Source organism: Peribacillus sp. NPDC097198, from assembly GCF_044762055.1.
GTDB lineage: Bacteria > Bacillota > Bacilli > Bacillales > DSM-1321 > Peribacillus.
In genome coordinates this window covers 1-19991 of sequence record NZ_JBIWDO010000017.1, presented here as the reverse complement: position 1 = coordinate 19991, position 19991 = coordinate 1, and the positions used below count along the sequence as shown (strand labels likewise).

The 19991-nt window shown below is 40.5% G+C and carries 32 protein-coding genes; 30 read left to right on the top strand and 2 right to left on the bottom strand.

Features of this window, described 5'->3' with window-relative positions; all coding sequences use genetic code 11:
* The first annotated feature begins 11 nt into the window (after window positions 1-11).
* The 28 genes from rpsQ to ACIQXQ_RS19195 all read left to right on the top strand — a co-directional run bounded on the left by rpsQ (window position 12) and on the right by ACIQXQ_RS19195 (window position 17073).
* Window positions 12-275, top strand: a complete 264-nt coding sequence (rpsQ, locus tag ACIQXQ_RS19330) for a 30S ribosomal protein S17 (protein ID WP_402875696.1) — start codon at window positions 12-14, stop codon at window positions 273-275.
* A 41-nt stretch (window positions 276-316) separates the two neighbouring features.
* Window positions 317-685, top strand: coding sequence for a 50S ribosomal protein L14 (gene rplN / locus ACIQXQ_RS19325; protein ID WP_402875694.1), 369 nt, complete (start codon window positions 317-319; stop codon window positions 683-685).
* A 41-nt stretch (window positions 686-726) separates the two neighbouring features.
* Window positions 727-1038: a 50S ribosomal protein L24 gene (gene rplX, locus ACIQXQ_RS19320; RefSeq protein ID WP_402875692.1), complete on the top strand. Its 312-nt coding sequence runs from the start codon at window positions 727-729 to the stop codon at window positions 1036-1038.
* Window positions 1039-1067: 29 nt separating this feature from the next.
* Complete coding sequence (rplE, locus tag ACIQXQ_RS19315; RefSeq protein WP_402875691.1) at window positions 1068-1607, top strand: 50S ribosomal protein L5; 540 nt, start codon at window positions 1068-1070, stop codon at window positions 1605-1607.
* Between the two features lie 25 nt (window positions 1608-1632).
* A complete protein-coding gene (locus ACIQXQ_RS19310) occupies window positions 1633-1818 on the top strand; it encodes a type Z 30S ribosomal protein S14 (RefSeq protein ID WP_402875689.1) in 186 nt (61 codons plus the stop codon).
* Window positions 1819-1848: 30 nt separating this feature from the next.
* On the top strand, window positions 1849-2247 hold the full coding sequence (rpsH, locus tag ACIQXQ_RS19305; RefSeq protein ID WP_285769160.1) for a 30S ribosomal protein S8: 399 nt from the start codon (window positions 1849-1851) through the stop codon (window positions 2245-2247).
* 30 nt (window positions 2248-2277) lie between these two features.
* Entirely contained in the window at window positions 2278-2814 is a 537-nt protein-coding gene (gene rplF, locus ACIQXQ_RS19300; RefSeq protein ID WP_402875686.1) for a 50S ribosomal protein L6, read from the top strand.
* Window positions 2815-2846: 32 nt separating this feature from the next.
* Window positions 2847-3209, top strand: coding sequence for a 50S ribosomal protein L18 (gene rplR, locus ACIQXQ_RS19295; RefSeq protein ID WP_402875684.1), 363 nt, complete (start codon window positions 2847-2849; stop codon window positions 3207-3209).
* 23 nt (window positions 3210-3232) lie between these two features.
* Window positions 3233-3733 (top strand): 30S ribosomal protein S5, encoded by a 501-nt coding sequence (gene rpsE, locus ACIQXQ_RS19290; protein ID WP_402875683.1) that lies wholly within the window; start codon window positions 3233-3235, stop codon window positions 3731-3733.
* Between the two features lie 16 nt (window positions 3734-3749).
* Entirely contained in the window at window positions 3750-3932 is a 183-nt protein-coding gene (gene rpmD / locus ACIQXQ_RS19285) for a 50S ribosomal protein L30 (RefSeq protein ID WP_402875681.1), read from the top strand.
* A 32-nt stretch (window positions 3933-3964) separates the two neighbouring features.
* Window positions 3965-4405, top strand: a complete 441-nt coding sequence (rplO, locus tag ACIQXQ_RS19280; protein WP_402875679.1) for a 50S ribosomal protein L15 — start codon at window positions 3965-3967, stop codon at window positions 4403-4405.
* The gene (gene secY, locus ACIQXQ_RS19275) at window positions 4405-5700 is read left to right on the top strand and encodes a preprotein translocase subunit SecY (protein ID WP_402875677.1); all 1296 of its coding nucleotides are present in this window, start codon (window positions 4405-4407) and stop codon (window positions 5698-5700) included. Before rplO ends, secY begins: the two co-directional genes overlap by 1 nt.
* 58 nt (window positions 5701-5758) lie before the next feature.
* A complete protein-coding gene (locus ACIQXQ_RS19270) occupies window positions 5759-6412 on the top strand; it encodes an adenylate kinase (protein ID WP_402875676.1) in 654 nt (217 codons plus the stop codon).
* Window positions 6413-6976: 564 nt separating this feature from the next.
* Complete coding sequence (infA, locus tag ACIQXQ_RS19265; RefSeq protein ID WP_028390440.1) at window positions 6977-7195, top strand: translation initiation factor IF-1; 219 nt, start codon at window positions 6977-6979, stop codon at window positions 7193-7195.
* A gap of 41 nt (window positions 7196-7236) precedes the next feature.
* Entirely contained in the window at window positions 7237-7350 is a 114-nt protein-coding gene (gene rpmJ, locus ACIQXQ_RS19260; protein ID WP_003156543.1) for a 50S ribosomal protein L36, read from the top strand.
* A gap of 22 nt (window positions 7351-7372) precedes the next feature.
* Window positions 7373-7738, top strand: coding sequence for a 30S ribosomal protein S13 (gene rpsM, locus ACIQXQ_RS19255; RefSeq protein WP_063235804.1), 366 nt, complete (start codon window positions 7373-7375; stop codon window positions 7736-7738).
* Window positions 7739-7760: 22 nt separating this feature from the next.
* Window positions 7761-8150 carry a 30S ribosomal protein S11 gene (rpsK, locus tag ACIQXQ_RS19250; RefSeq protein ID WP_040372575.1) on the top strand — a complete coding sequence of 130 codons (390 nt, stop codon included), beginning with the start codon at window positions 7761-7763 and terminating at the stop codon, window positions 8148-8150.
* Window positions 8151-8326: 176 nt separating this feature from the next.
* Window positions 8327-9271, top strand: coding sequence for a DNA-directed RNA polymerase subunit alpha (locus ACIQXQ_RS19245; RefSeq protein WP_402959578.1), 945 nt, complete (start codon window positions 8327-8329; stop codon window positions 9269-9271).
* 82 nt (window positions 9272-9353) lie between these two features.
* Window positions 9354-9716, top strand: coding sequence for a 50S ribosomal protein L17 (rplQ, locus tag ACIQXQ_RS19240; RefSeq protein WP_061440393.1), 363 nt, complete (start codon window positions 9354-9356; stop codon window positions 9714-9716).
* Window positions 9717-10086: 370 nt separating this feature from the next.
* Complete coding sequence (locus tag ACIQXQ_RS19235; protein ID WP_402875672.1) at window positions 10087-10926, top strand: energy-coupling factor ABC transporter ATP-binding protein; 840 nt, start codon at window positions 10087-10089, stop codon at window positions 10924-10926.
* Window positions 10902-11768 carry an energy-coupling factor ABC transporter ATP-binding protein gene (locus tag ACIQXQ_RS19230; protein WP_402875671.1) on the top strand — a complete coding sequence of 289 codons (867 nt, stop codon included), beginning with the start codon at window positions 10902-10904 and terminating at the stop codon, window positions 11766-11768. The genes ACIQXQ_RS19235 and ACIQXQ_RS19230 overlap by 25 nt, the downstream gene beginning before the upstream one ends.
* The gene (cbiQ, locus tag ACIQXQ_RS19225; protein ID WP_402875670.1) at window positions 11768-12565 is read left to right on the top strand and encodes a cobalt ECF transporter T component CbiQ; all 798 of its coding nucleotides are present in this window, start codon (window positions 11768-11770) and stop codon (window positions 12563-12565) included. The genes ACIQXQ_RS19230 and cbiQ overlap by 1 nt, the downstream gene beginning before the upstream one ends.
* 13 nt (window positions 12566-12578) lie before the next feature.
* Window positions 12579-13319, top strand: coding sequence for a tRNA pseudouridine(38-40) synthase TruA (gene truA / locus ACIQXQ_RS19220; RefSeq protein ID WP_402959575.1), 741 nt, complete (start codon window positions 12579-12581; stop codon window positions 13317-13319).
* 274 nt (window positions 13320-13593) lie between these two features.
* Window positions 13594-14031 (top strand): 50S ribosomal protein L13, encoded by a 438-nt coding sequence (rplM, locus tag ACIQXQ_RS19215; RefSeq protein ID WP_034304960.1) that lies wholly within the window; start codon window positions 13594-13596, stop codon window positions 14029-14031.
* A gap of 20 nt (window positions 14032-14051) precedes the next feature.
* Entirely contained in the window at window positions 14052-14444 is a 393-nt protein-coding gene (rpsI, locus tag ACIQXQ_RS19210; RefSeq protein WP_402875668.1) for a 30S ribosomal protein S9, read from the top strand.
* Between the two features lie 191 nt (window positions 14445-14635).
* Complete coding sequence (locus tag ACIQXQ_RS19205; protein WP_402959573.1) at window positions 14636-15061, top strand: DUF2521 family protein; 426 nt, start codon at window positions 14636-14638, stop codon at window positions 15059-15061.
* A gap of 90 nt (window positions 15062-15151) precedes the next feature.
* Window positions 15152-15868 carry an N-acetylmuramoyl-L-alanine amidase CwlD gene (cwlD, locus tag ACIQXQ_RS19200; protein ID WP_402875666.1) on the top strand — a complete coding sequence of 239 codons (717 nt, stop codon included), beginning with the start codon at window positions 15152-15154 and terminating at the stop codon, window positions 15866-15868.
* A gap of 146 nt (window positions 15869-16014) precedes the next feature.
* Entirely contained in the window at window positions 16015-17073 is a 1059-nt protein-coding gene (locus ACIQXQ_RS19195) for a P-loop NTPase (RefSeq protein WP_402959571.1), read from the top strand.
* Window positions 17074-17119: 46 nt separating this feature from the next.
* On the opposite strand, the gene gerD is transcribed toward ACIQXQ_RS19195, so the two are convergent.
* Window positions 17120-17707, bottom strand: a complete 588-nt coding sequence (gene gerD / locus ACIQXQ_RS19190) for a spore germination lipoprotein GerD (RefSeq protein ID WP_402959569.1) — start codon at window positions 17705-17707, stop codon at window positions 17120-17122.
* A gap of 140 nt (window positions 17708-17847) precedes the next feature.
* On the opposite strand from gerD, the gene ACIQXQ_RS19185 reads away from it, so the two are divergent.
* A complete protein-coding gene (locus ACIQXQ_RS19185; RefSeq protein ID WP_402875660.1) occupies window positions 17848-18522 on the top strand; it encodes a KinB-signaling pathway activation protein in 675 nt (224 codons plus the stop codon).
* Between the two features lie 90 nt (window positions 18523-18612).
* On the opposite strand, the gene pdaB is transcribed toward ACIQXQ_RS19185, so the two are convergent.
* Window positions 18613-19365, bottom strand: a complete 753-nt coding sequence (gene pdaB / locus ACIQXQ_RS19180; protein ID WP_402875658.1) for a polysaccharide deacetylase family sporulation protein PdaB — start codon at window positions 19363-19365, stop codon at window positions 18613-18615.
* Window positions 19366-19499: 134 nt separating this feature from the next.
* On the opposite strand from pdaB, the gene ACIQXQ_RS19175 reads away from it, so the two are divergent.
* The gene (locus ACIQXQ_RS19175) at window positions 19500-19727 is read left to right on the top strand and encodes a hypothetical protein (RefSeq protein WP_402875656.1); all 228 of its coding nucleotides are present in this window, start codon (window positions 19500-19502) and stop codon (window positions 19725-19727) included.
* Window positions 19728-19991: the final 264 nt, after the last annotated feature.

Genomic DNA, 19991 nt, shown 5'->3' with positions numbered 1-19991 from the left:
AGGTTTGCATAATGAGCGAACGCAACCAACGCAAAGTCTACACTGGCCGCGTAGTATCCGACAAAATGGATAAAACCGTAACAGTCGTTGTAGAAACCTATAAAAAGCATTCTTTATACGGTAAACGCGTAAAATACTCTAAAAAGTTAAAAGCTCATGACGAGCTGAATGAAGCTAAAGCAGGCGATGTAGTACGTATCATGGAAACTCGTCCACTTTCAGCTACAAAACGTTTCCGTCTTCTAGAAGTAGTAGAAAAATCAGTAATCATTTAATTTTGTTCGGATTAAGTTAATTCCGAAGGGAGGTACCGTACATGATTCAACAAGAATCTCGTTTAAAAGTCGCTGACAATTCAGGTGCACGTGAAGTTCTAGCTATTAAAGTACTAGGTGGTTCTGGACGTAAATATGCTAATATCGGCGATGTTATAGTTTGTACCGTTAAACAAGCAACACCTGGAGGCGTTGTTAAAAAAGGTGAAGTCGTTAAGGCTGTTGTTGTTCGTACAAAACGTGGTATGCGTCGTCCTGACGGTTCTTACATTCGTTTCGATGAGAACGCATGTGTAATTATCCGTGACGATAAGAGCCCACGTGGAACTCGTATTTTTGGACCTGTTGCTCGTGAATTACGTGATAACAGTTTCATGAAGATCGTTTCTCTAGCTCCAGAAGTTTTATAATAGTTAAATTTCGTAAAGCCTTTCAAGGAGGTGCCAAGCTAATGCATGTTAAAAAAGGTGACAAAGTCGTAGTCATCTCTGGTAAGGACAAAGGCAAACAAGGAACAATTCTTGAAGCATATCCGAAACAAAATCGTGTGCTTGTTGAAGGAATTAATATTGTGAAAAAGCACTCTAAGCCATCTCAAGTTAATCCACAAGGTGGAATTATCAGCCGAGAAGCTGCTATTCACGCATCCAATGTAATGCCTCTTGATCCGAAAACAGGTAAACCGACTCGTGTTGGATATAAGATTGAAAACGGCAAGAAAGTACGCGTAGCTAAAATATCAGGTGAATCTTTAGATAAATAAGTCATAAATGAAGGGAGGTACACGAAGCAATGAGCCGCCTTAAAGAAAAATATAACAGCGAAATTACACCATCATTAATGGGTAAATTCAACTATCAATCAGTAATGCAAGTACCAACTATTGAAAAGATCGTTATTAACATGGGTGTTGGTGACGCAGTATCTAACTCAAAAGCTTTAGATACAGCAGTTGAAGAATTAACACTTATCGCTGGTCAAAAACCAGTAATAACTAAAGCTAAAAAATCAATCGCAGGATTCCGTTTGCGTGAAGGTATGCCTATCGGAGCGAAGGTTACACTACGTGGAGAACGTATGTATCAATTCCTTGATAAGCTAGTATCTGTATCTTTACCACGTGTACGTGATTTCCGCGGCGTTTCAAAGAAATCTTTTGACGGACGTGGGAACTATACATTAGGTATTAAAGAACAACTTATCTTCCCTGAGATTGATTACGATAAAGTGAGCAAAGTTCGTGGTATGGATATCGTTATCGTAACGACTGCCAACACTGACGAAGAAGCTCGTGAACTACTTACTCAAGTTGGAATGCCGTTCCAAAAGTAATCTCTAAATAAAGGGAGGCGAAATCGTGGCTAAAAAGTCTATGATCGTAAAGCAAAAACGCGAACAAAAGTTTAAAGTACAAGAATATACACGTTGCGAACGTTGCGGCCGTCCACATTCTGTAATACGTAAATTTAAACTATGTCGTATTTGTTTCCGCGAACTTGCACATAAAGGACAAATTCCTGGCGTTAAAAAAGCTAGCTGGTAAAACCCGAGTTTGGGAAGGAGGTAAAATAAAATGGTCATGACAGATCCTATTGCAGATATGCTTACTCGCATCCGTAATGCGAATATGGTTCGTCACGAAAAGCTAGAAGTTCCTGCTTCAAAGATCAAAAAGGAAATTGCTGAGATCTTAAAGCGTGAGGGCTTCGTACGTGACTTTGAATTAATCGAAGACAACAAACAAGGTATCATCCGTATCTTCTTAAAATACGGTGCAAACAACGAACGTGTTATCACTGGTCTTAAACGTATCAGCAAACCTGGTTTGCGTGTATATGCAAAAACTGGAGAGGTACCACGCGTTCTAAACGGTTTAGGTATCGCAATTGTTTCTACTTCTCACGGAGTTTTAACAGACAAGGAAGCTCGCTCTAAACAAGTTGGCGGAGAAGTTTTAGCATACGTTTGGTAATACATTTTCACAAGAATGGAGGTGCACAATATGTCTCGTATAGGTAAAAAACCTGTTGAAATCCCTGCAGGCGTAACAGTTACTGTAAACGGAAGTGAAGTAACTGTTAAAGGCCCTAAAGGTGAATTAACTAGATCATTTAATCCTGATCTTACAATCGTTGTTGAAGAGAACGTGGTAACTGTTACACGCCCGTCTGACGAGAAAGCTCACCGTTCTTTACACGGTACTACTCGCGCTCTTATCGCTAACATGATTGAAGGAGTTTCAAAAGGATTCGAAAAGTCACTAGAACTTATTGGGGTTGGGTACCGTGCTCAAAAGCAAGGTACTAAGCTTATCCTTAACGTAGGATATTCTCACCCTGTAGAAATAGAACCAGAAGCAGGCGTTGAAGTCGAAGTTCCTTCTAATACAAAAGTAATCGTTAAAGGTGCTAGTAAAGAACGTGTAGGTGCTCTTGCAGCTAACATTCGTGATACTCGCCCACCTGAACCGTATAAAGGTAAAGGTATCCGTTACGTTGGCGAATTCGTTCGTCGTAAAGAAGGTAAAACTGGTAAGTAATGCTGCTTAAGTAAACGAAAGGAGTGACGTAAATGATTACGAAGCTTGATAAAAATGCTACTCGTCAGAAACGCCATGCACGTGTACGTGCAAAGATTTCTGGAACGGAAGCTCGTCCTCGTTTAAATGTGTTCCGTTCAAACAAACACATTTACGCACAATTGATTGACGATGCAAAAGGCGTAACATTAGCAAGTGCTTCAACTCTTGATAAAGAGATTAGCATTGAAGCTGGTAGCAACGCTGAAGCAGCTCAAAAAGTTGGCGAACTTATTGCGAAACGTGCTATTGAAAAAGGTTTAAAAGCTGTGGTATTTGACCGCGGTGGTTACCTCTTCCATGGTCGTGTTAAAGCATTAGCTGACGCTGCTCGTGAAAACGGCTTAGAATTTTAATGGATAAGGAGGGACATATACAGATGCGTAGCATTGATCCTAATAAATTAGAACTTGAAGAACGCGTAGTTACCGTAAACCGTGTAGCTAAAGTTGTTAAAGGCGGACGTCGTTTCCGTTTCACTGCACTAGTTGTTGTAGGTGATAAAAACGGTCATGTTGGATTTGGTACTGGTAAAGCTCAAGAAGTTCCGGATGCAATCCGTAAAGCTATTGAGGATGCTAAGAAAAATCTAATTACTGTACCAATGGTAGGAACTACAATTCCTCACCTTGTGAATGGTCACTTTGGCGCTGGTCACATTCTTTTGAAACCAGCTTCTGAAGGTACAGGAGTTATTGCTGGTGGTCCTGTTCGTGCGGTCCTTGAATTAGGCGGAATTAGTGATATCTTGTCTAAATCATTAGGTACTAACACACCTATTAATATGGTTCGTGCAACAATCGAAGGATTGAAGCAATTAAAACGTGCTGAGGACGTAGCTAAGTTACGTGGTAAATCAGTACAAGAACTGTTAGGATAAGGAGGGAAATCGTATAATGGCTAATAAATTAGAAATTACCCTCACTCGCAGCTTGATCGGTCGTCCTGAAGATCAACGTGTTACAGTTAACACTTTGGGTTTACACAAAATGCATCAAACGGTTGTTCAAGATGACAACCCTGCGATTCGTGGTATGATTACCAAAGTATCTCATCTTGTTACTGTAAAAGAACAATAAAATAATTTTTAACTTAACAAGGAGGTGCCAACATGAAACTTCATGAGTTAAAATCTGCAGAAGGTTCTCGTAAAGAACGTAAACGTAAAGGTCGCGGTATTGGATCTGGTAACGGTAAAACAGCAGGTAAAGGACACAAAGGACAAAACGCTCGCTCTGGCGGCGGTGTACGCCTTGGATTTGAAGGGGGTCAAACTCCTCTATTCAGACGTTTGCCTAAACGTGGATTTACCAACGTTAACCGTAAAGACTATGCTATCGTAAATCTTGATACGTTAAATCTTTTCGAAGACGGTACTGAAGTAACTCCAGCTCTTTTACTTGAGACTGGTATCGTAAGTAAAGAAAAAGCAGGAATCAAGATTCTTGCTAAAGGAAACATTGAGAAAAAGCTTACTGTTAAAGCTCACAAATTCTCTTCTACTGCAAAAGAAGCTATCGAAGCTGCTGGCGGTAACACAGAGGTGATCTAATGTTTCGCACGATCTCCAATTTTATGCGCGTGGGTGAAATAAGAAATAAGATAATTTTTACCCTTCTCATGTTAATCGTCTATCGCATCGGTACATTTATTCCTGTACCGCATGTGAATGCCGGTTTTCTTGCTGAACAGGACCAAATGAGCGTCATCGGTCTTTTAAATACCTTTGGCGGCGGAGCACTGCAAAACTTCTCTATTTTGGCGATGGGGATCATGCCGTATATCACGGCATCAATCATCGTACAGCTATTACAGATGGACGTTGTTCCAAAGTTCACTGAATGGTCGAAACAAGGGGAGGCAGGGCGCCGTAAATTGGCTCAATTTACACGTTACTTCACTATTGTCCTTGGATTTATCCAAGCTTTGGGTATGTCTTATGGATTTAACAATATGTCGGGTGGCTCGTTAATTGAATCTCCTGGGGTTGCAACATACTTGCTTATTGCGACTGTCTTAACGGCAGGAACAGCTTTTCTTTTGTGGTTAGGAGAGTTGATTACTGCTAAAGGTGTCGGTAATGGGATTTCCATTATTATCTTTGCTGGTATTGTATCTAGTTTGCCTAATACGGCCAACCAGATCTATGCACAGCAGTTTGAAAATGCTGGGGACCAACTATTCTTACGAATTGTAACCATTATCCTTATCATAGTAGCAGTATTAGCAATCGTGGTTGCTGTAATCTTCATTCAGCAAGCATTACGTAAGATTCCAATCCAATATGCCAAACGGGCTGCGGTGGGTCGTACGCAAATGGGTGGTCAATCTACCCATTTACCATTGAAAGTAAATGCTGCGGGTGTTATCCCGGTAATCTTCGCAACTGCATTTATTATCACTCCAACAACGATCGCCTCTTTCTTCGGGAAGAATAGCGTGACTACGTGGATTTCAACAAACCTTGATTATACTAAGCCAATTGGCATGATCATATATGTTGCTCTTATTATTGCCTTCTCATATTTTTATGCGTTCATTCAGGTTAATCCTGAGCAAATGTCTGAGAATCTGAAAAAGCAAGGTGGCTATGTGCCAGGGATTCGTCCAGGTAAGAGTACACAAGAATATTTAACTAGTGTTTTATATCGCTTAACGTTCGTTGGCTCTTTATTCTTAGCAGCCATTGCCGTTTTACCGGTATTCTTCATAAAGCTTGCTGATCTTCCACAATCTGCTCAGATTGGCGGAACTAGTTTGCTAATCGTAGTCGGGGTTGCCCTTGATACGATGAAACAGCTAGAAGCACAACTAGTGAAGAGACACTATAAAGGCTTTATAAAGTAATGAGTTCTGGGAACGATATGTTCCCTTTACCCATTATAGAGTTTGAGGGGGAAGAACATTGAATCTAGTTTTAATGGGGCTACCGGGTGCTGGTAAAGGTACTCAAGCCGAAAAAATCGTAGAAAAATATAACATCCCTCATATTTCTACTGGAGATATGTTCCGAACAGCTATCAAAGATGGAACAGAATTAGGTCTAAAGGCTAAATCATTCATGGATAAGGGCGAATTGGTTCCTGATGAAGTAACCATCGGCATTGTTCGTGAGCGTTTAAGCAAGGAAGATTGTGTAAAAGGATTTCTACTTGATGGTTTCCCACGTACTGTGGCACAAGCAGAAGCTCTTGAAAACATTCTTGCTGATTTAGATCGAAAAATTAATTTTGTAATTAATATCAATGTTGATAAAAGCATCTTAATGGAAAGATTGACAGGTCGTCGCATTTGCAAATCTTGTGGTTCGACATATCACCTTGTTTTCAATCCTCCAACAAAAGAAGATGTATGTGACCGTTGCGGCGGAGACTTATATCAACGTGCTGACGATAATGAAGAAACGGTTCAAAATCGCTTAGATGTGAATTTGAAACAAACTAAGCCACTTCTTGATTTCTACGGAGAAAAAGGGTACTTGGTCGACATTAATGGACAGCAAGATATTAATAAGGTATTTGAAAACATTGATGTGCTACTTGATCCATTGCAAAAATAATCATTCTTGATAATTTATGAAATCCTGCCATTTTAAAACTTCCTGTTTAAATATGGTGCATTCCTTTCATACAAAGGGTATAATGGATTTCGCAACGGCATTTACACATTTATCGATCAGGTTCTTGCACTTGGTATTCCCTGAATTGGGCGATTACGTTTTAAGTAATCTTCATGGACATATCCGGTCGGCAAAATTGTTGAAGAAATGCAACGACTCTAGTAGATTTCCTAAAGAGTCGTGATATAGAGGGTAGAAAGTAGCTATGCCAGGCGTGCGCCTTTCAAACATCTCCCATGCTATTCAAGCCTATGTCGAGACTAATTGCTTCTCTTTTTTTGAGAGTATGTCGGTCACGGAATCGGTCAAGACTTACATGAGGACCCATAAAATCCTCATTTCGGTCCAGCTGATAAGGTCCTCAGTTAAAGCCTGGTTCTACAAAAATGGTGAATACTTGATGCAGAATTGTAAGACTTTTGAGGATAATTGGACTGGAGTAAAGTTGACGGAAAGATGTGTACCTGTAATAGGTTCACGCATAGAGAAGGGAGAATCACTTTAATGGCGAAAGACGATGTAATTGAAGTAGAAGGCACAGTACAAGAGACTTTGCCAAATGCAATGTTTAAGGTAGAATTAGAAAATGGTCATACTGTTTTAGCTCATGTATCCGGTAAAATTCGTATGCACTTTATTCGCATTTTGCCTGGAGATAAAGTTACGGTTGAGCTTTCCCCGTATGATCTAACTCGCGGCAGAATCACATACCGGTTTAAATAATTCCGGTTACGCTCCGATCTGTATAAGGAGGTTAGATAGCAATGAAAGTCAGACCATCAGTCAAACCAATCTGCGAAAAGTGTAAAGTTATCCGCAGAAAAGGTAAAGTTATGGTTATTTGCGAAAACCCTAAACATAAACAAAAACAAGGCTAAATAGAAGGAGGTGCACTCAAGCATGGCACGTATTGCTGGAGTAGATATTCCCCGTGACAAACGAATTGTTATCTCATTAACATATATATATGGTATTGGAAAACAAACAGCGATTAAAATTCTTGCAGAAGCTGGTATCTCTGAAGAAACTCGCGTTCGTGATTTAACGGAAGACGAATTAAACAAAATTCGTGATATCATTGACAAGTTAAAAGTAGAAGGCGATCTACGTCGTGAAATTTCCCTTAACATCAAACGTTTAATGGAAATCGGTTCATACCGTGGTTTACGTCACCGTCGTGGTCTTCCTGTTCGTGGACAAAACACAAAAAACAATGCACGTACGCGTAAAGGACCTCGTCGTACAGTAGCTAACAAGAAAAAATAATTAGTAAAGGAGGTTACTTTTCATGGCACGCAAAACTAATACACGTAAACGTCGTGTGAAAAAGAATATAGAAACTGGTATTGCACATATTCGTTCAACATTCAACAACACTATCGTTACTATCACTGATGCACATGGTAATGCTATTTCTTGGTCAAGTGCTGGAGCATTAGGATTCCGTGGATCTCGTAAATCTACTCCTTTCGCTGCACAAATGGCTGCAGAAACTGCTGCTAAAACATCTATTGAACATGGTATGAAAACTCTTGAAGTTACAGTTAAAGGACCAGGTGCAGGACGTGAAGCTGCTATTCGTGCACTTCAAGCTGCTGGACTAGAAGTAACTGCAATTAAAGATGTAACTCCAGTACCACATAACGGATGTCGTCCGCCAAAACGTCGCCGTGTTTAATTTTTCTGTATAGATTTTGTATTCCTGTCAATAATGGGATATAATACTGAGTTTGCGTTCTTACAGAAGATTAATTTTTCAGTTGTTGCGCACAGCGGGAACGTATACATGGGGAATTTCGGTTAAGTGACAAGCTTACTTACCGGGGTTTTGACGTTTTGAAGGAGGGTTTGTTGATGATCGAAATAGAAAAACCAAAAATCGAAACGGTTGAAATCAACGACGATGCCAAATTCGGTAAATTCGTCGTAGAGCCACTAGAGCGTGGGTATGGTACAACATTGGGTAACTCCTTACGTCGTATCCTATTATCCTCACTCCCAGGTGCTGCTGTCACAGCTATACAAATTGATGGAGTGCTACATGAGTTCTCAACTATTGAAGGCGTCGTAGAAGATGTAACTTCAATCATCCTTAATGTGAAAAAGCTAGCTCTAAAGATTTATTCCGATGAGGAAAAGACGCTAGAAATTGACGTTTCGGGTGAAGGAGTCATTACGGCTGCTGATATCACTCATGATAGTGATGTAGAAATTCTTAACCCGGATTTATATATTGCTACAATCGGTAAAAACGGTCATATGCGCATGCGCTTATCTGCACGTCGCGGCCGCGGCTACACTCCTGCTGTTCAAAACAAGAGAGAAGATCAACCTATTGGTGTAATTCCAATTGATGCTCTTTACACTCCAGTTTCACGCGTAGCTTTCCAAGTGGAAAATACACGTGTAGGACAGTTGTCTAACTTTGACAAGTTAACGTTCGATGTTTGGACTGATGGCAGTACGGGTCCGCAAGAAGCGGTAGCACTTGGAGCTAAGATTTTAACAGAGCATTTAAATATCTTTGTTGGGTTAACTGATGAAGCTCAAAATGCAGAAATCATGGTTGAAAAAGAAGAAGACCAAAAAGAGAAAGTTCTTGAGATGACTATCGAAGAATTGGATCTTTCTGTTCGCTCTTATAATTGCTTGAAACGTGCTGGAATCAATACCGTTCAAGAGCTTGCTCATAAAACGGAAGAAGATATGATGAAAGTTCGTAATCTAGGTCGTAAATCACATGAAGAAGTGAAAGCGAAACTAGAAGAATTAGGCTTAGGTCTTCGTAAAGACGACTGATAACATGGCGGAATCATCCATTATGTTGTGAGCCTTGTACTAGACACACAATATAGAACTTCAACAAAGGAGGGAATCTCTAATGGGTTACAGAAAGTTAGGACGCACTAGCGCACAACGTAAAGCATTACTTCGTGATTTAGCTACGGATCTTATTATCCATGAGCGCATCGAAACTACTGAAGCACGTGCTAAAGAATTACGTTCTGTAGTAGATAAAATGATCACTCTTGGTAAACGTGGTGACTTGCATGCACGCCGTCAAGCTGCATCTTTCATCCGTAACGAAATCGCTGACGCTGAGAAAGGCACTGATGCCCTTCAAAAGCTATTCAGTGACGTTGCTCCACGTTATGAAGAACGTCAAGGCGGATACACTCGTATCATGAAAGTTGGTCCACGCCGCGGTGACGGTGCACCAGTCGTGGTTATTGAATTAGTTTAATAACAACGATGAAAAAGGGCAGGACAAAGGAATATACTCACTTGTTCTTTGCCCTTTTTCTTTTTTTATTTTTAATTCTGTATGTTAGAAATTCGCATTGAGTGTTACGATGGCTGGCGAAACCTTATATAAGGGAGCCTTCACGTCTAGCTCAAGCATCCCTTCCCGCTTTTGATAAGCGATTCAATAAGATAACCTGTTTTTCGTAACAGGACTGCTCTAAGCTGCTCTTAATTTACCGAAAATTCTTTCGGTGGAAGGGGTGCAGCGTTTTTTTATATGTTCAGAAATAAATATAGCTAGTTCATTGATGTTTTTAGTATTGAGCCGAGTTAGTAAGATGAGTGCAGTCGAGGATGAGGAGGGCCACATGAGTAAGAAGCTGGTTTCTTTAAATAATATTATATTCAAATATGAGGGGCAGTCTCGAAACGCCTTAGATGATGTTTCTTTTGATATTTATCAAGGGGAGTGGCTTGCAATTGTTGGTCATAACGGTTCCGGCAAGTCGACTTTAGCGAAATTGTTGAATGGACTTCAGTTCGCCCACTCAGGTGCAATTTTGATTAATGATCAAACATTGACAGAAGAAACAGTTTGGGACGTACGAAAAAAGATTGGTATGGTTTTTCAAAATCCCGATAATCAGTTTGTAGGCACTACAGTTCAGGATGATGTGGCTTTTGGTTTAGAAAACGCCGGTGTTTCTCAGCAGGTTATGGTGGAGCGTGTTCATGGTGCACTAAATAAGGTTAAAATGAATGCCTTTCTTAATCAAGAGCCGCACCATCTATCCGGCGGACAAAAGCAGAGAGTGGCTATAGCCGGTGTTATTGCCTTGCAACCAGATATAATCATTTTAGATGAGGCAACTTCCATGCTTGACCCAAGAGGCCGTGAAGAAGTGCTTGAAACGGTTAGACAATTAAAGCAGGAAAATGAGATTACCGTCATATCCATTACCCATGACCTTGAGGAAGCTGCGAAAGCTGACAGGATGATAGTCATGAATCAAGGCCGGTTATTCCGTGAAGGGACTCCAGAGGACATCTTTAAACTAGAGGATGAATTGATTGCGCTTGGACTGGATATACCTTTTTCGGTGAAACTAAGCAAAGAACTGCAGAAAAATGGCATCCGTGTCGTGAATGGGCATTTGACAGAGGAAGAGTTGGTGAAGGATTTATGCGAATTACACTCGATGATGTAGAGTACCGCTACCAGGTGAATACTCCATTTGAACATTTGGCCCTTCATGATGTCAATATATCGATGGAATCGGGGACGTATACAGCAATCATCGGTCATACGGGTTCAGGTAAATCCACGCTACTGCAGCATCTAAATGCTCTCCTGAAACCGACTAAGGGGCAGGTCATCATTGGCGACCGTACGATAGAAGCTGGAAGAAAAGAAAAGCTTTTGAGACCAATTAGAAAAAAAGTAGGGATAGTCTTTCAGTTTCCCGAACATCAACTTTTTGATGAAACGGTCGAGAAGGATATATGTTTTGGGCCGATGAATTTTGGAGTCTCTGAAGCAGAGGCTAAAGAACTGGCCAAAAAGGCCATCGTTCAGGTAGGCCTTAGTGAAGATATCCTTGATAAGTCTCCTTTCGATTTATCCGGTGGACAAATGCGTCGAGTGGCGATTGCTGGTGTCTTAGCGATGGAACCTGAAGTATTAGTATTAGATGAGCCGACGGCTGGGCTTGACCCGCGTGGTAGGAAAGAAATCATGGATATGTTCTATCAATTGCATAAAGTGAGAGGCTTATCGACTATATTGGTGACCCATAGTATGGAAGATGCCGCTAAGTACGCGGACGATATCATCATTATGCATCAGGGGACCGTTTTTCGGAAAGGAACGCCTCAAGAGATCTTTTCTCAACCGGAACAATTGATTGAGTTGGGATTAGATGTGCCGGACACGGTTCGCTTTCAACTTAAACTTCAGAAAGAGTTGGGTGTTCGCTTTGATCATCCCTGTCTCAACATCGAGGATTTGGCGATAGAAATTGATAAAGCCATGAAACGGGGGAACCGCTGATGCTTGATAAAATGATTATCGGGCGATATGTCCCTGCTGACTCTGTGGTGCATAAAATGGATCCGAGGGCAAAGCTATTGCTGGTGTTCCTTTTTGTCTGCGTGATTTTTTTGGCGAATAATGTAGTTTCTTACGCCCTTCTTGCAGCATTCACAGTATTGCTGATTGCCTTATCCAAGATTCCGCTTCGTTATCTTTATAATGGTTTAAAACCTATTCTATTCTTAATCATCTTCACCTTCCTTCTCCATATCTTTTTTACGAAGGAAGGGGAATTACTCTACGAATTTGGGTGGATAGAGATATACGAAGGCGGTTTAATTCAGGGCTTATTCATATCTGTAAGATTCACGTTATTGATATTGGTTACGTCGCTCCTAACTTTGACAACTACCCCTATCTCCATAACGGATGGAATGGAGGAACTTTTAGGACCTCTTAAGAAGTGGAAAATGCCCGTTCATGAGTTGGCATTGATGATGTCGATTGCCCTTCGGTTTATCCCGACACTTATGGAAGAAACGGACAAAATCATGAAGGCACAAACAGCAAGAGGGGTGGATTTCTCTTCAGGTCCCATTAAGGATCGAGTTAAGTCCATTGTGCCATTACTGGTCCCTTTGTTTGTCAGTTCCTTCAAACGGGCGGAAGAGTTAGCAACTGCCATGGAATCCAGGGGATACCGTGGCGGGGAGGGCCGTACGAAATACCGGCAATTAAATTGGAAAATCAGTGATAGCCTGTTAATGGTATCAATGGCTGTACTTACAGTCATGTTATTCATATTACGTTCATAAGAGGTAAGAGTAAATGCCAAAGTATAAATGTGTAATCGCCTATGATGGTACGGAATTTGCTGGTTATCAGGTACAGCCAGAGAAAAGAACGATACAACGTGAATTCGAGGCGGTATTAGCCCAAATCCACAAGGGGACAGTTGTCAAAGTGACTGCTTCGGGAAGGACAGATTCAGGGGTTCATGCCAAGGGGCAGGTTCTTCACTTCGATTCGCCTCTTGTCTTTCCTACGGATAATTGGGTGAAGGCATTCAGTGCCCTTCTTCCAGATGATATCATTGTGTTGGAAGTTGAGGTCGTTCCTGATGATTTCCATGCACGATTCCACACAACAGGCAAGGAATACCGGTATATCATTGACCGCTCTACCCTAAGAAATCCATTTCAACGCAATTACGCCTATCATTACCCTTATCCAATAGATGAGGGTGCAATGACCGAAGCCATTTCGTATTTAGTGGGAACCCATGATTTTACAAGTTTTTGTTCGGCGAAGACGGAAGTGGTGGATAAAGTAAGGACCATTCAGGTGATTGATTTCCAAGAGACTGATGGATTTTTAGTTTTTCGCTTCGTTGGAGAAGGATTCTTGTATAATATGGTTCGTATCTTGGTCGGAACGCTGCTTGAAGTCGGCAGCGGGAAAATAGCACCTCGGGAAATGATAGATATTTTGAACAAAAAGGATCGCAGCTTCGCAGGTAAAACAGCACCCGGACATGGATTGTATTTATGGAAAGTATTTTACAAATAATTTTTTTCGTGCCAAACCAAGTTTTTTACAAGTAATGAAAAGACTTGAATCCGTGAATGGCGCTATGGTTATGGCCTAACGTCATGTAGAATCTTTTCGTGGAGTGATCGATTCTTTTTTTAAGACAACTTATCCTAGTGTAACATTCGCTTGACAATGAAACTGGGAGAAGTTAATATAATATGGTATGTATTTTAATCCCACGATAAGCCCCGGAAGTTTATTGTGATTGAAAATAAATATAAAAAATTAAAAGTTTTTTAGGAGGTTAACCATGCGTACGACATTTATGGCGAAAGCTAATGAAGTAGAACGTAAATGGTATGTGATTGACGCTGAAGGCAAAACTTTAGGTCGCCTTTCTACTGAAGTAGCATCCATCTTACGTGGTAAACATAAACCAACTTTTACACCGAACATCGACACTGGTGATCATGTAATCTTAATCAATGTAGAAAAAATCCACTTGACTGGTAAAAAATTGACTGACAAAATTTATTACCGTCACACTATGCACCCAGGCGGTCTTAAAACTAGAACTGCTCTTGAGATGCGTACAAACTACCCTGAGAGAATGCTTGAACTTGCTATCAAAGGTATGCTTCCAAAGAATTCTCTTGGTCGTCAAATCTACAAAAAATTACACGTATACGCTGGAGCTGAGCACCCACACGCTGCTCAACAACCAGAAGTTTACGAATTACGCGGATAATTACTAAGGAGGTTACTATCTTGGCACAAGTTCAATATTATGGTACTGGTCGCCGTAAGAGCTCAGTAGCTCGTGTACGTTTAGTACCAGGCGAAGGTCGCATCGTTATCAACGGTCGTGACATTAATGAATATATTCCTTTCGCAGCATTACGTGAAGTTGTAAACCAACCACTAGTTGCTACAGAAACTACTGGAAATTACGACGTTCTTGTAAACGTTAGCGGTGGTGGATACACTGGACAAGCTGGAGCAATCCGTCACGGTATCGCTCGTGCATTGCTTCATGTAGACCCAGAATTCCGTCCAGCTCTTAAAACTGCTGGATTACTAACACGTGACCCACGTATGAAAGAACGTAAAAAATACGGTCTTAAAGGCGCACGTCGTGCACCTCAGTTCTCAAAACGTTAATCGTTTGGAACTTCAAAAAGCTCCAGCCACTCTTATGTGGCTGGAGCTTTTTTTGTTATCTTGCCGACTAAGGATTACTCTCATTAAATATTTCCAAAGGAATCAATGAATCGTTCAGGGTGTTACATCAAAAACTAATGGCATCATGGGAAATAATTTGGGAAATGGGGTCTGACCCCGGAGGTGAATGGATGAGTGTGGTTATAGGTTTGCAGGAGATGCAACGAGAACGGCAGTTGAAGTTTGAACGTAGGTTACTTAGGGAGCTATCAATCGAGGATATGAGGGGGAGGATAAAACGGTACTTTGGCGAGGAATACCTGGACGTTCTGGAAGAGGGGTACTTTGATGTGGCTATAGAGGCGTATCTATTAGGGGCAAACTATAGCAAATTTGGGTATTACGGAGAGTCGGAAGATGATGTGAGGGCCCGGTGCAAAAGGGAAGAAAAGTTTTTGATCGATACTCTCTTCAATTTCATCTTATATTGGCGTGAAGTCACGGTAAGCAATGCTATTGATGAAGGGGTATTTTATTGCTGTGAAGGGTTTGTAGGAGAATGGTGGAAGGATGGGTTTAAGACGGGTGAAAAGCGTTATAAGATGAAGCTTCATTAAGCTGAAGGAGATCCCTGAAAAGTATCAGTTCTTTTTCCGTGGGTTGTCCCATATTTTATAGATAAAGGGACTTGTGGGAGGAGAACGGTGATGCGTAGAAAACTGAAATATACAGGGATCTCTATCGGATTGTTTGTCCTTTTTTTGATTGTGACTTTCAAATTCGTTGAAGATGATTCTTGGGAGTCTTGGAACCTTCCGTTGACGGGTAAGGTCATCATTCTGGATGCGGGTCATGGGGGGATGGACGGAGGGGCGAATGTTCAGGATGTAATGGAAAAAGAAATTGCGCTTTCGGTTACGCTAAAGGTAAGGGACTATTTGCAGGAACAAGGTGCCCTTGTTATGTTGACACGGGAAAAAGATGTGGATTTGGCAACGGAAGATACACAAGGGATCCGTAAACGAAAACAGGAAGATCTCAGGAACCGGGTTGAAATGATCAATGATTCGGAAGCGGACTTATTTTTAACCATCCACCTGAACGCATTTCCATCTGCCTCCTCAAAAGGGGCTCAAACTTTTTATACAAACCGGTTCGAGGAAAATAAACAGGTGGCCAAGTTTATCCAGACCGAAATTATAAGAAACTTAGAAAATACAACACGGGATGCAAAAACGATCAACCATGTATATTTGATGAATTATGCCAAGAAACCTGGGGCGTTGGTGGAGATTGGTTTCCTCTCTAATACCGAGGAGCGCGAAAGGTTAATGAGTGATAAATACCAAGAGAAGATTGCAAGTTCGATATATATGGGTATTCTGCGGTATTTCACTGAGGAGAAGCTATCGGAACCGGATTGACACCTTGTAAGGTCTTGGTGGGTGTACAAGGCCTTTTTGTTATGGTGAAAAAGGGGTTAACCCCCTGGTGCAGATAATAAGCTTTATTTCCGGATTATGTTATACTACAATTGGGAAAAGAAAACGAATACAAAGGGGTGCTCGACTTGTTAACTGAAGAGAAAGTACTAAATTTATTAAAGGATCTTAAGGACCCTTTTCTACATAAAAGCCTTGAAGAAACAAATGGAATTTTAGAAATAAAAATAAAGCCTGAGAAAAGTCATGTGAGCGTTAAGCTTGCTATCGCAAAGACAGGAACTGCCGAGCAAATGGAAATGCAAACAGAAGTTGTCGGTCTCTTGAAAGGGAACGGGGCGGATTCGGTAGGAATACGTTTCGCAGAACTATCGGAAGAAGAATTGGTTAAACATCGTGACAGTATGCCTGAGGAAGAGAAAGACTTAGGGTTGCTTGGACCAAATAACAAAACACAATTCATCGCCATCGCAAGTGGTAAAGGTGGAGTGGGTAAATCCACGATTTCGGTTAACTTAGCCACATCCCTTGCTCGTCTTGGTAAAAAGGTTGGACTGGTTGATGCTGATATATATGGGTTCAGTGTACCGGATATGATGGGGATCACAAAAAGACCCGTCGTACGCGGGGAGAGAATCATCCCTGTCGAGCGTTTTGGCGTTCAGGTTATTTCGATGGGCTTCTTTGTGGAAGATAACGCGCCTATTATATGGAGAGGGCCAATGCTCGGGAAAATGTTAAACAGTTTCTTTAATGAAGTGGAATGGGGCGAATTGGATTATTTGGTACTGGATTTACCACCTGGTACAGGAGATGTCGCATTAGATGTTCATACGATGCTTCCTTCATGTAAAGAAATCATCGTCACAACTCCACATCCGACTGCGGCTTTTGTGGCAGCAAGGGCAGGAGCCATGGCCATTAAAACCGAACATGAGGTTATCGGTGTAATCGAAAATATGTCTTATTTCGAAAGCAAGACCACTGGTGAGAAGGAATTCGTATTTGGTAAAGGTGGAGGGGCGAAGCTTGCAGAAGAACTTCGTACAGAGGTCTTAGGACAACTACCTCTTCAACAACCAGATTGGAATGAAGAAGATTTCGCACCTTCTATATATGCGGCTGACCATAGATTAGGTAAGATTTATGAAGATATTGCGAATAAAGTCATTGAAAAATTGAAATAAAAATAAAGGCTACTTCCCATCGTATTTGGAAGTAGCCTTTATTTTTTTATTCCTTTGACTTATCCTCGGTTTTGGATTTCTCCGCCTTTTCTGTAGCCTTAGTAGCGGCCTTGTCTAAGCTTTCTTGCATTTTAGCTTGAACGAGAGGGCCTTCCATCGTCTCGATGATCGTCTTCTTATATACGGCTCTCATTTCTTTCGTTTTCAGTAACTTGTTCATTTCTTTTTCTAAATCGGGTTCTTGTAAGACCTCTATTAGCATTCCTCGATACTGTGGGTCTTTCATCAAGTCTTTTAATAGCCTTTTGTGTTCTTCTTTTAGAGCTTTGGCGTAGGCTGCGGTGAATTCAGGATCTTTAAAGGCCTTTTTCCAGAACTCCTTTCCTTTATCAGAGGTAACAGTCTCTTCAATGGATTTTTTTATGATATCCGAGTTCATAATAAGTTCAGTTTTTGTTTTATCATCAGCAATGGTATCCTGGATGGCTTTTTTTCCCTCATCTGTTTTCAAGATATCGACGACCATCTTCTTTGTTTCCTCATAATCCATTTTTCCTTCACTCGTTCCATTCTGCGAACAGCCCGTACAAAAGAACAAGAATGAAGCAAGGAACAAAGTAAACCCCATTTTCATACGTAGAGCCCCCCTCTTTAATCTTCCATACTGTTAATATGGTTTCTTTGCAGGATATTATCCATTGGTATAATAAGTGGATTTTTCCAAATATGGTTGGTACAATTAATGAAAGAAATAGAAATGTATGGAGGAAAAGGATGAACAGCCGTAATTTAGTTCGATTGTTTATGACAACATTACTTATAGGTGGAGTAACGGGCGGAGTTGTGGGATTTATAGCCCGGTGGAGTGAGTTTGAATCGTATTTCACATCGTTAGAAATTACATCCATACTTTCAACGTTTGTTTGGTTGTTTGGAGTGGGATTGATTTTCAGTGTAATAAGCCAAGCTGGCTTTTTTGCTTATTTAACGATACATCGTTTCGGTCTGGGAATTTTTAAAAGTGTGTACTTGTGGAATGCGGTGCAAATTGTACTGATTATCTTTGTTTTATTTGATTTAGTCTATTTACGGTATATTAAGTTTGAATCCGGTGAGGGGCTTGGCTCATATATCTCATCAGCTGTGGTAGTACTGTTGATCGGGTTGGTGACGGCCTATTTTAAAATGAAGCAAACGAATAGACAAGCTTTTATTCCTGCATTGTTCTTCATGGTGGTGGCGACAGTATTGGAGTGGGTGCCAGTCTTAAGGACCAATGATGACGGATGGCTCTATTTTATGTTATTTCCCCTGCTTGTCTGTAATGCCTATCAATTAATGATTTTAAACAAATTGATCAATCAATCCCAAAAGGAGTTGGCAGGCAAAAAAGCGAGGATGCAAGTCCCTAAGAAGAATTTTAATACTGATGGAATAGGAGGTAAGTAAAATCGCTGAAAGCGGAGATGCTTGCCGACATAAAAAAACCTGACTATCCTATGGTCAGGTTTTTTATGTTCTTAAATTGTGCTTAGTCGATTACTTAATTTCCTCACTTCTTGCTGAAGAATTAGAAATCATCTCTGAAACATTAACGAAATTCAGGTCTTTTGCACGAAGTTCCTTTATTAAATCAGGCAATGCCTTATTCGTTTGTTTTGCAGAATCCGAGGCATGCAATAAGATGATATCCCCTTTATGGGCTTTGTTAACATTTTGGACGATCTGTTCAACGCCTGGATTGGTCCAATCTTTTGAATCTATGCTCCAATGGACCACGGTATAACCGAAATTCTCACTGATTTTAAGAAGTCGCTTATCGAAGTGACCGGTGGGCGCACGTAAAAGCTCGATATTTTTAACATTTAGCTTTTTGAATACTTCCTGCGCTTTGGAAATATCCCGGATGATTTCCTGATCTTTGAGATCGGAGTAATCTTTATAGTCATAACCTAGGATTCCTATTTCATATCCTTCTTTTTCAATGGTGGCTACCATGTCTGGGTGGCGTTCAGCCCAAGAACCTGAAAGAAAAAAGGTGGCCGATTTAATTTTTTCCCTCTTTAATGTTTCTAATATAGGAGCGGCTTTCTCATCCCCCCAGCCAATATTGAATGTGATAGCAATATTCTTATCCCCTTTATAAACGGCTTTTGGCCCATCCTCTGTAGAGAAAACTGGGGCATGTATGATATTTTGCACGAAAAGAAACCAAGCGGTGAATAAAGCCGTAAGTATAATTAACGAATACTGTTTAATGTTTTTTGCCTGAAGCACCATGAAGAATTTCATTCACCCATCCCCTTGTCCAAATGCTCTTGTCACATATTTATGCGCGCATTGTAGAGATATGCAAAAAAATATAATATGAAACTTTATATAAATGGGGAGAGTGGGGAAAGATGGTTTGTGGAGGTGTTAGATATATGCTGGGTCTTCTAATCAATGAAAAGGAAAAGGAGGAATTGATGTATCTCCTTAAAAGAGAGATGGATGAAATTTTATTCGATTTACAAGATGGGAGGATTGACCATGTAGTGAAAAGGGCTATCAATGAGAAGTATAAGATCCTATTCAATCTGTTTAAAAGAATGGGGACGGAAAGAGAATGTCTAGCGTATGTGAGAGAAAAACAAAACACAGAAAAAAATTAAGAATAATATTTTGAAAATCTATTGACTATTAATTTATTCGCTGGTATATTATAAAAGTTGCTGCAAGACATTAGCTTTTAAAAAGAGTTTAAAAAACTTTTTAAAAAAAGTTATTGACGAAACAGTAATAACATGATAAGATATTAAAGTCGCTGAAACAGAGTGACACAAATTGCTCTTTGAAAACTGAACAAAACAAAGCGCCAACGTAAATTTTGAGTGAGCACACACTATAAAAAAGCAAAATGAGCAAGTCAAACATTT

Excerpts from the sequence above, each read along its gene's own strand:
- rpsH (WP_285769160.1), top strand. The coding sequence starts at position 1,849 with ATGGTCATGACAGATCCTATTGCAGATATGCTTACTCGCATCCGTAAT.
- rplO (WP_402875679.1), top strand. The coding sequence starts at position 3,965 with ATGAAACTTCATGAGTTAAAATCTGCAGAAGGTTCTCGTAAAGAACGT.
- truA (WP_402959575.1), top strand. The coding sequence starts at position 12,579 with ATGCCAAAGTATAAATGTGTAATCGCCTATGATGGTACGGAATTTGCT.
- rplR (WP_402875684.1), top strand. The coding sequence starts at position 2,847 with ATGATTACGAAGCTTGATAAAAATGCTACTCGTCAGAAACGCCATGCA.
- rpsE (WP_402875683.1), top strand. The coding sequence starts at position 3,233 with ATGCGTAGCATTGATCCTAATAAATTAGAACTTGAAGAACGCGTAGTT.
- secY (WP_402875677.1), top strand. The coding sequence starts at position 4,405 with ATGTTTCGCACGATCTCCAATTTTATGCGCGTGGGTGAAATAAGAAAT.
- ACIQXQ_RS19175 (WP_402875656.1), top strand. The coding sequence starts at position 19,500 with ATGCTGGGTCTTCTAATCAATGAAAAGGAAAAGGAGGAATTGATGTAT.
- gerD (WP_402959569.1), bottom strand. The coding sequence starts at position 17,707 with ATGAAAATGGGGTTTACTTTGTTCCTTGCTTCATTCTTGTTCTTTTGT.
- rplM (WP_034304960.1), top strand. The coding sequence starts at position 13,594 with ATGCGTACGACATTTATGGCGAAAGCTAATGAAGTAGAACGTAAATGG.
- ACIQXQ_RS19230 (WP_402875671.1), top strand. The coding sequence starts at position 10,902 with ATGCGAATTACACTCGATGATGTAGAGTACCGCTACCAGGTGAATACT.
- rplF (WP_402875686.1), top strand. The coding sequence starts at position 2,278 with ATGTCTCGTATAGGTAAAAAACCTGTTGAAATCCCTGCAGGCGTAACA.
- cwlD (WP_402875666.1), top strand. The coding sequence starts at position 15,152 with ATGCGTAGAAAACTGAAATATACAGGGATCTCTATCGGATTGTTTGTC.
- ACIQXQ_RS19205 (WP_402959573.1), top strand. The coding sequence starts at position 14,636 with ATGAGTGTGGTTATAGGTTTGCAGGAGATGCAACGAGAACGGCAGTTG.
- rpmJ (WP_003156543.1), top strand. The coding sequence starts at position 7,237 with ATGAAAGTCAGACCATCAGTCAAACCAATCTGCGAAAAGTGTAAAGTT.
- cbiQ (WP_402875670.1), top strand. The coding sequence starts at position 11,768 with ATGCTTGATAAAATGATTATCGGGCGATATGTCCCTGCTGACTCTGTG.
- ACIQXQ_RS19235 (WP_402875672.1), top strand. The coding sequence starts at position 10,087 with ATGAGTAAGAAGCTGGTTTCTTTAAATAATATTATATTCAAATATGAG.
- pdaB (WP_402875658.1), bottom strand. The coding sequence starts at position 19,365 with ATGAAATTCTTCATGGTGCTTCAGGCAAAAAACATTAAACAGTATTCG.
- rpsK (WP_040372575.1), top strand. The coding sequence starts at position 7,761 with ATGGCACGCAAAACTAATACACGTAAACGTCGTGTGAAAAAGAATATA.
- rplX (WP_402875692.1), top strand. The coding sequence starts at position 727 with ATGCATGTTAAAAAAGGTGACAAAGTCGTAGTCATCTCTGGTAAGGAC.
- ACIQXQ_RS19245 (WP_402959578.1), top strand. The coding sequence starts at position 8,327 with ATGATCGAAATAGAAAAACCAAAAATCGAAACGGTTGAAATCAACGAC.
- ACIQXQ_RS19185 (WP_402875660.1), top strand. The coding sequence starts at position 17,848 with ATGAACAGCCGTAATTTAGTTCGATTGTTTATGACAACATTACTTATA.
- rplE (WP_402875691.1), top strand. The coding sequence starts at position 1,068 with ATGAGCCGCCTTAAAGAAAAATATAACAGCGAAATTACACCATCATTA.
- infA (WP_028390440.1), top strand. The coding sequence starts at position 6,977 with ATGGCGAAAGACGATGTAATTGAAGTAGAAGGCACAGTACAAGAGACT.
- rplN (WP_402875694.1), top strand. The coding sequence starts at position 317 with ATGATTCAACAAGAATCTCGTTTAAAAGTCGCTGACAATTCAGGTGCA.
- rpsQ (WP_402875696.1), top strand. The coding sequence starts at position 12 with ATGAGCGAACGCAACCAACGCAAAGTCTACACTGGCCGCGTAGTATCC.
- rpmD (WP_402875681.1), top strand. The coding sequence starts at position 3,750 with ATGGCTAATAAATTAGAAATTACCCTCACTCGCAGCTTGATCGGTCGT.
- rpsM (WP_063235804.1), top strand. The coding sequence starts at position 7,373 with ATGGCACGTATTGCTGGAGTAGATATTCCCCGTGACAAACGAATTGTT.
- rplQ (WP_061440393.1), top strand. The coding sequence starts at position 9,354 with ATGGGTTACAGAAAGTTAGGACGCACTAGCGCACAACGTAAAGCATTA.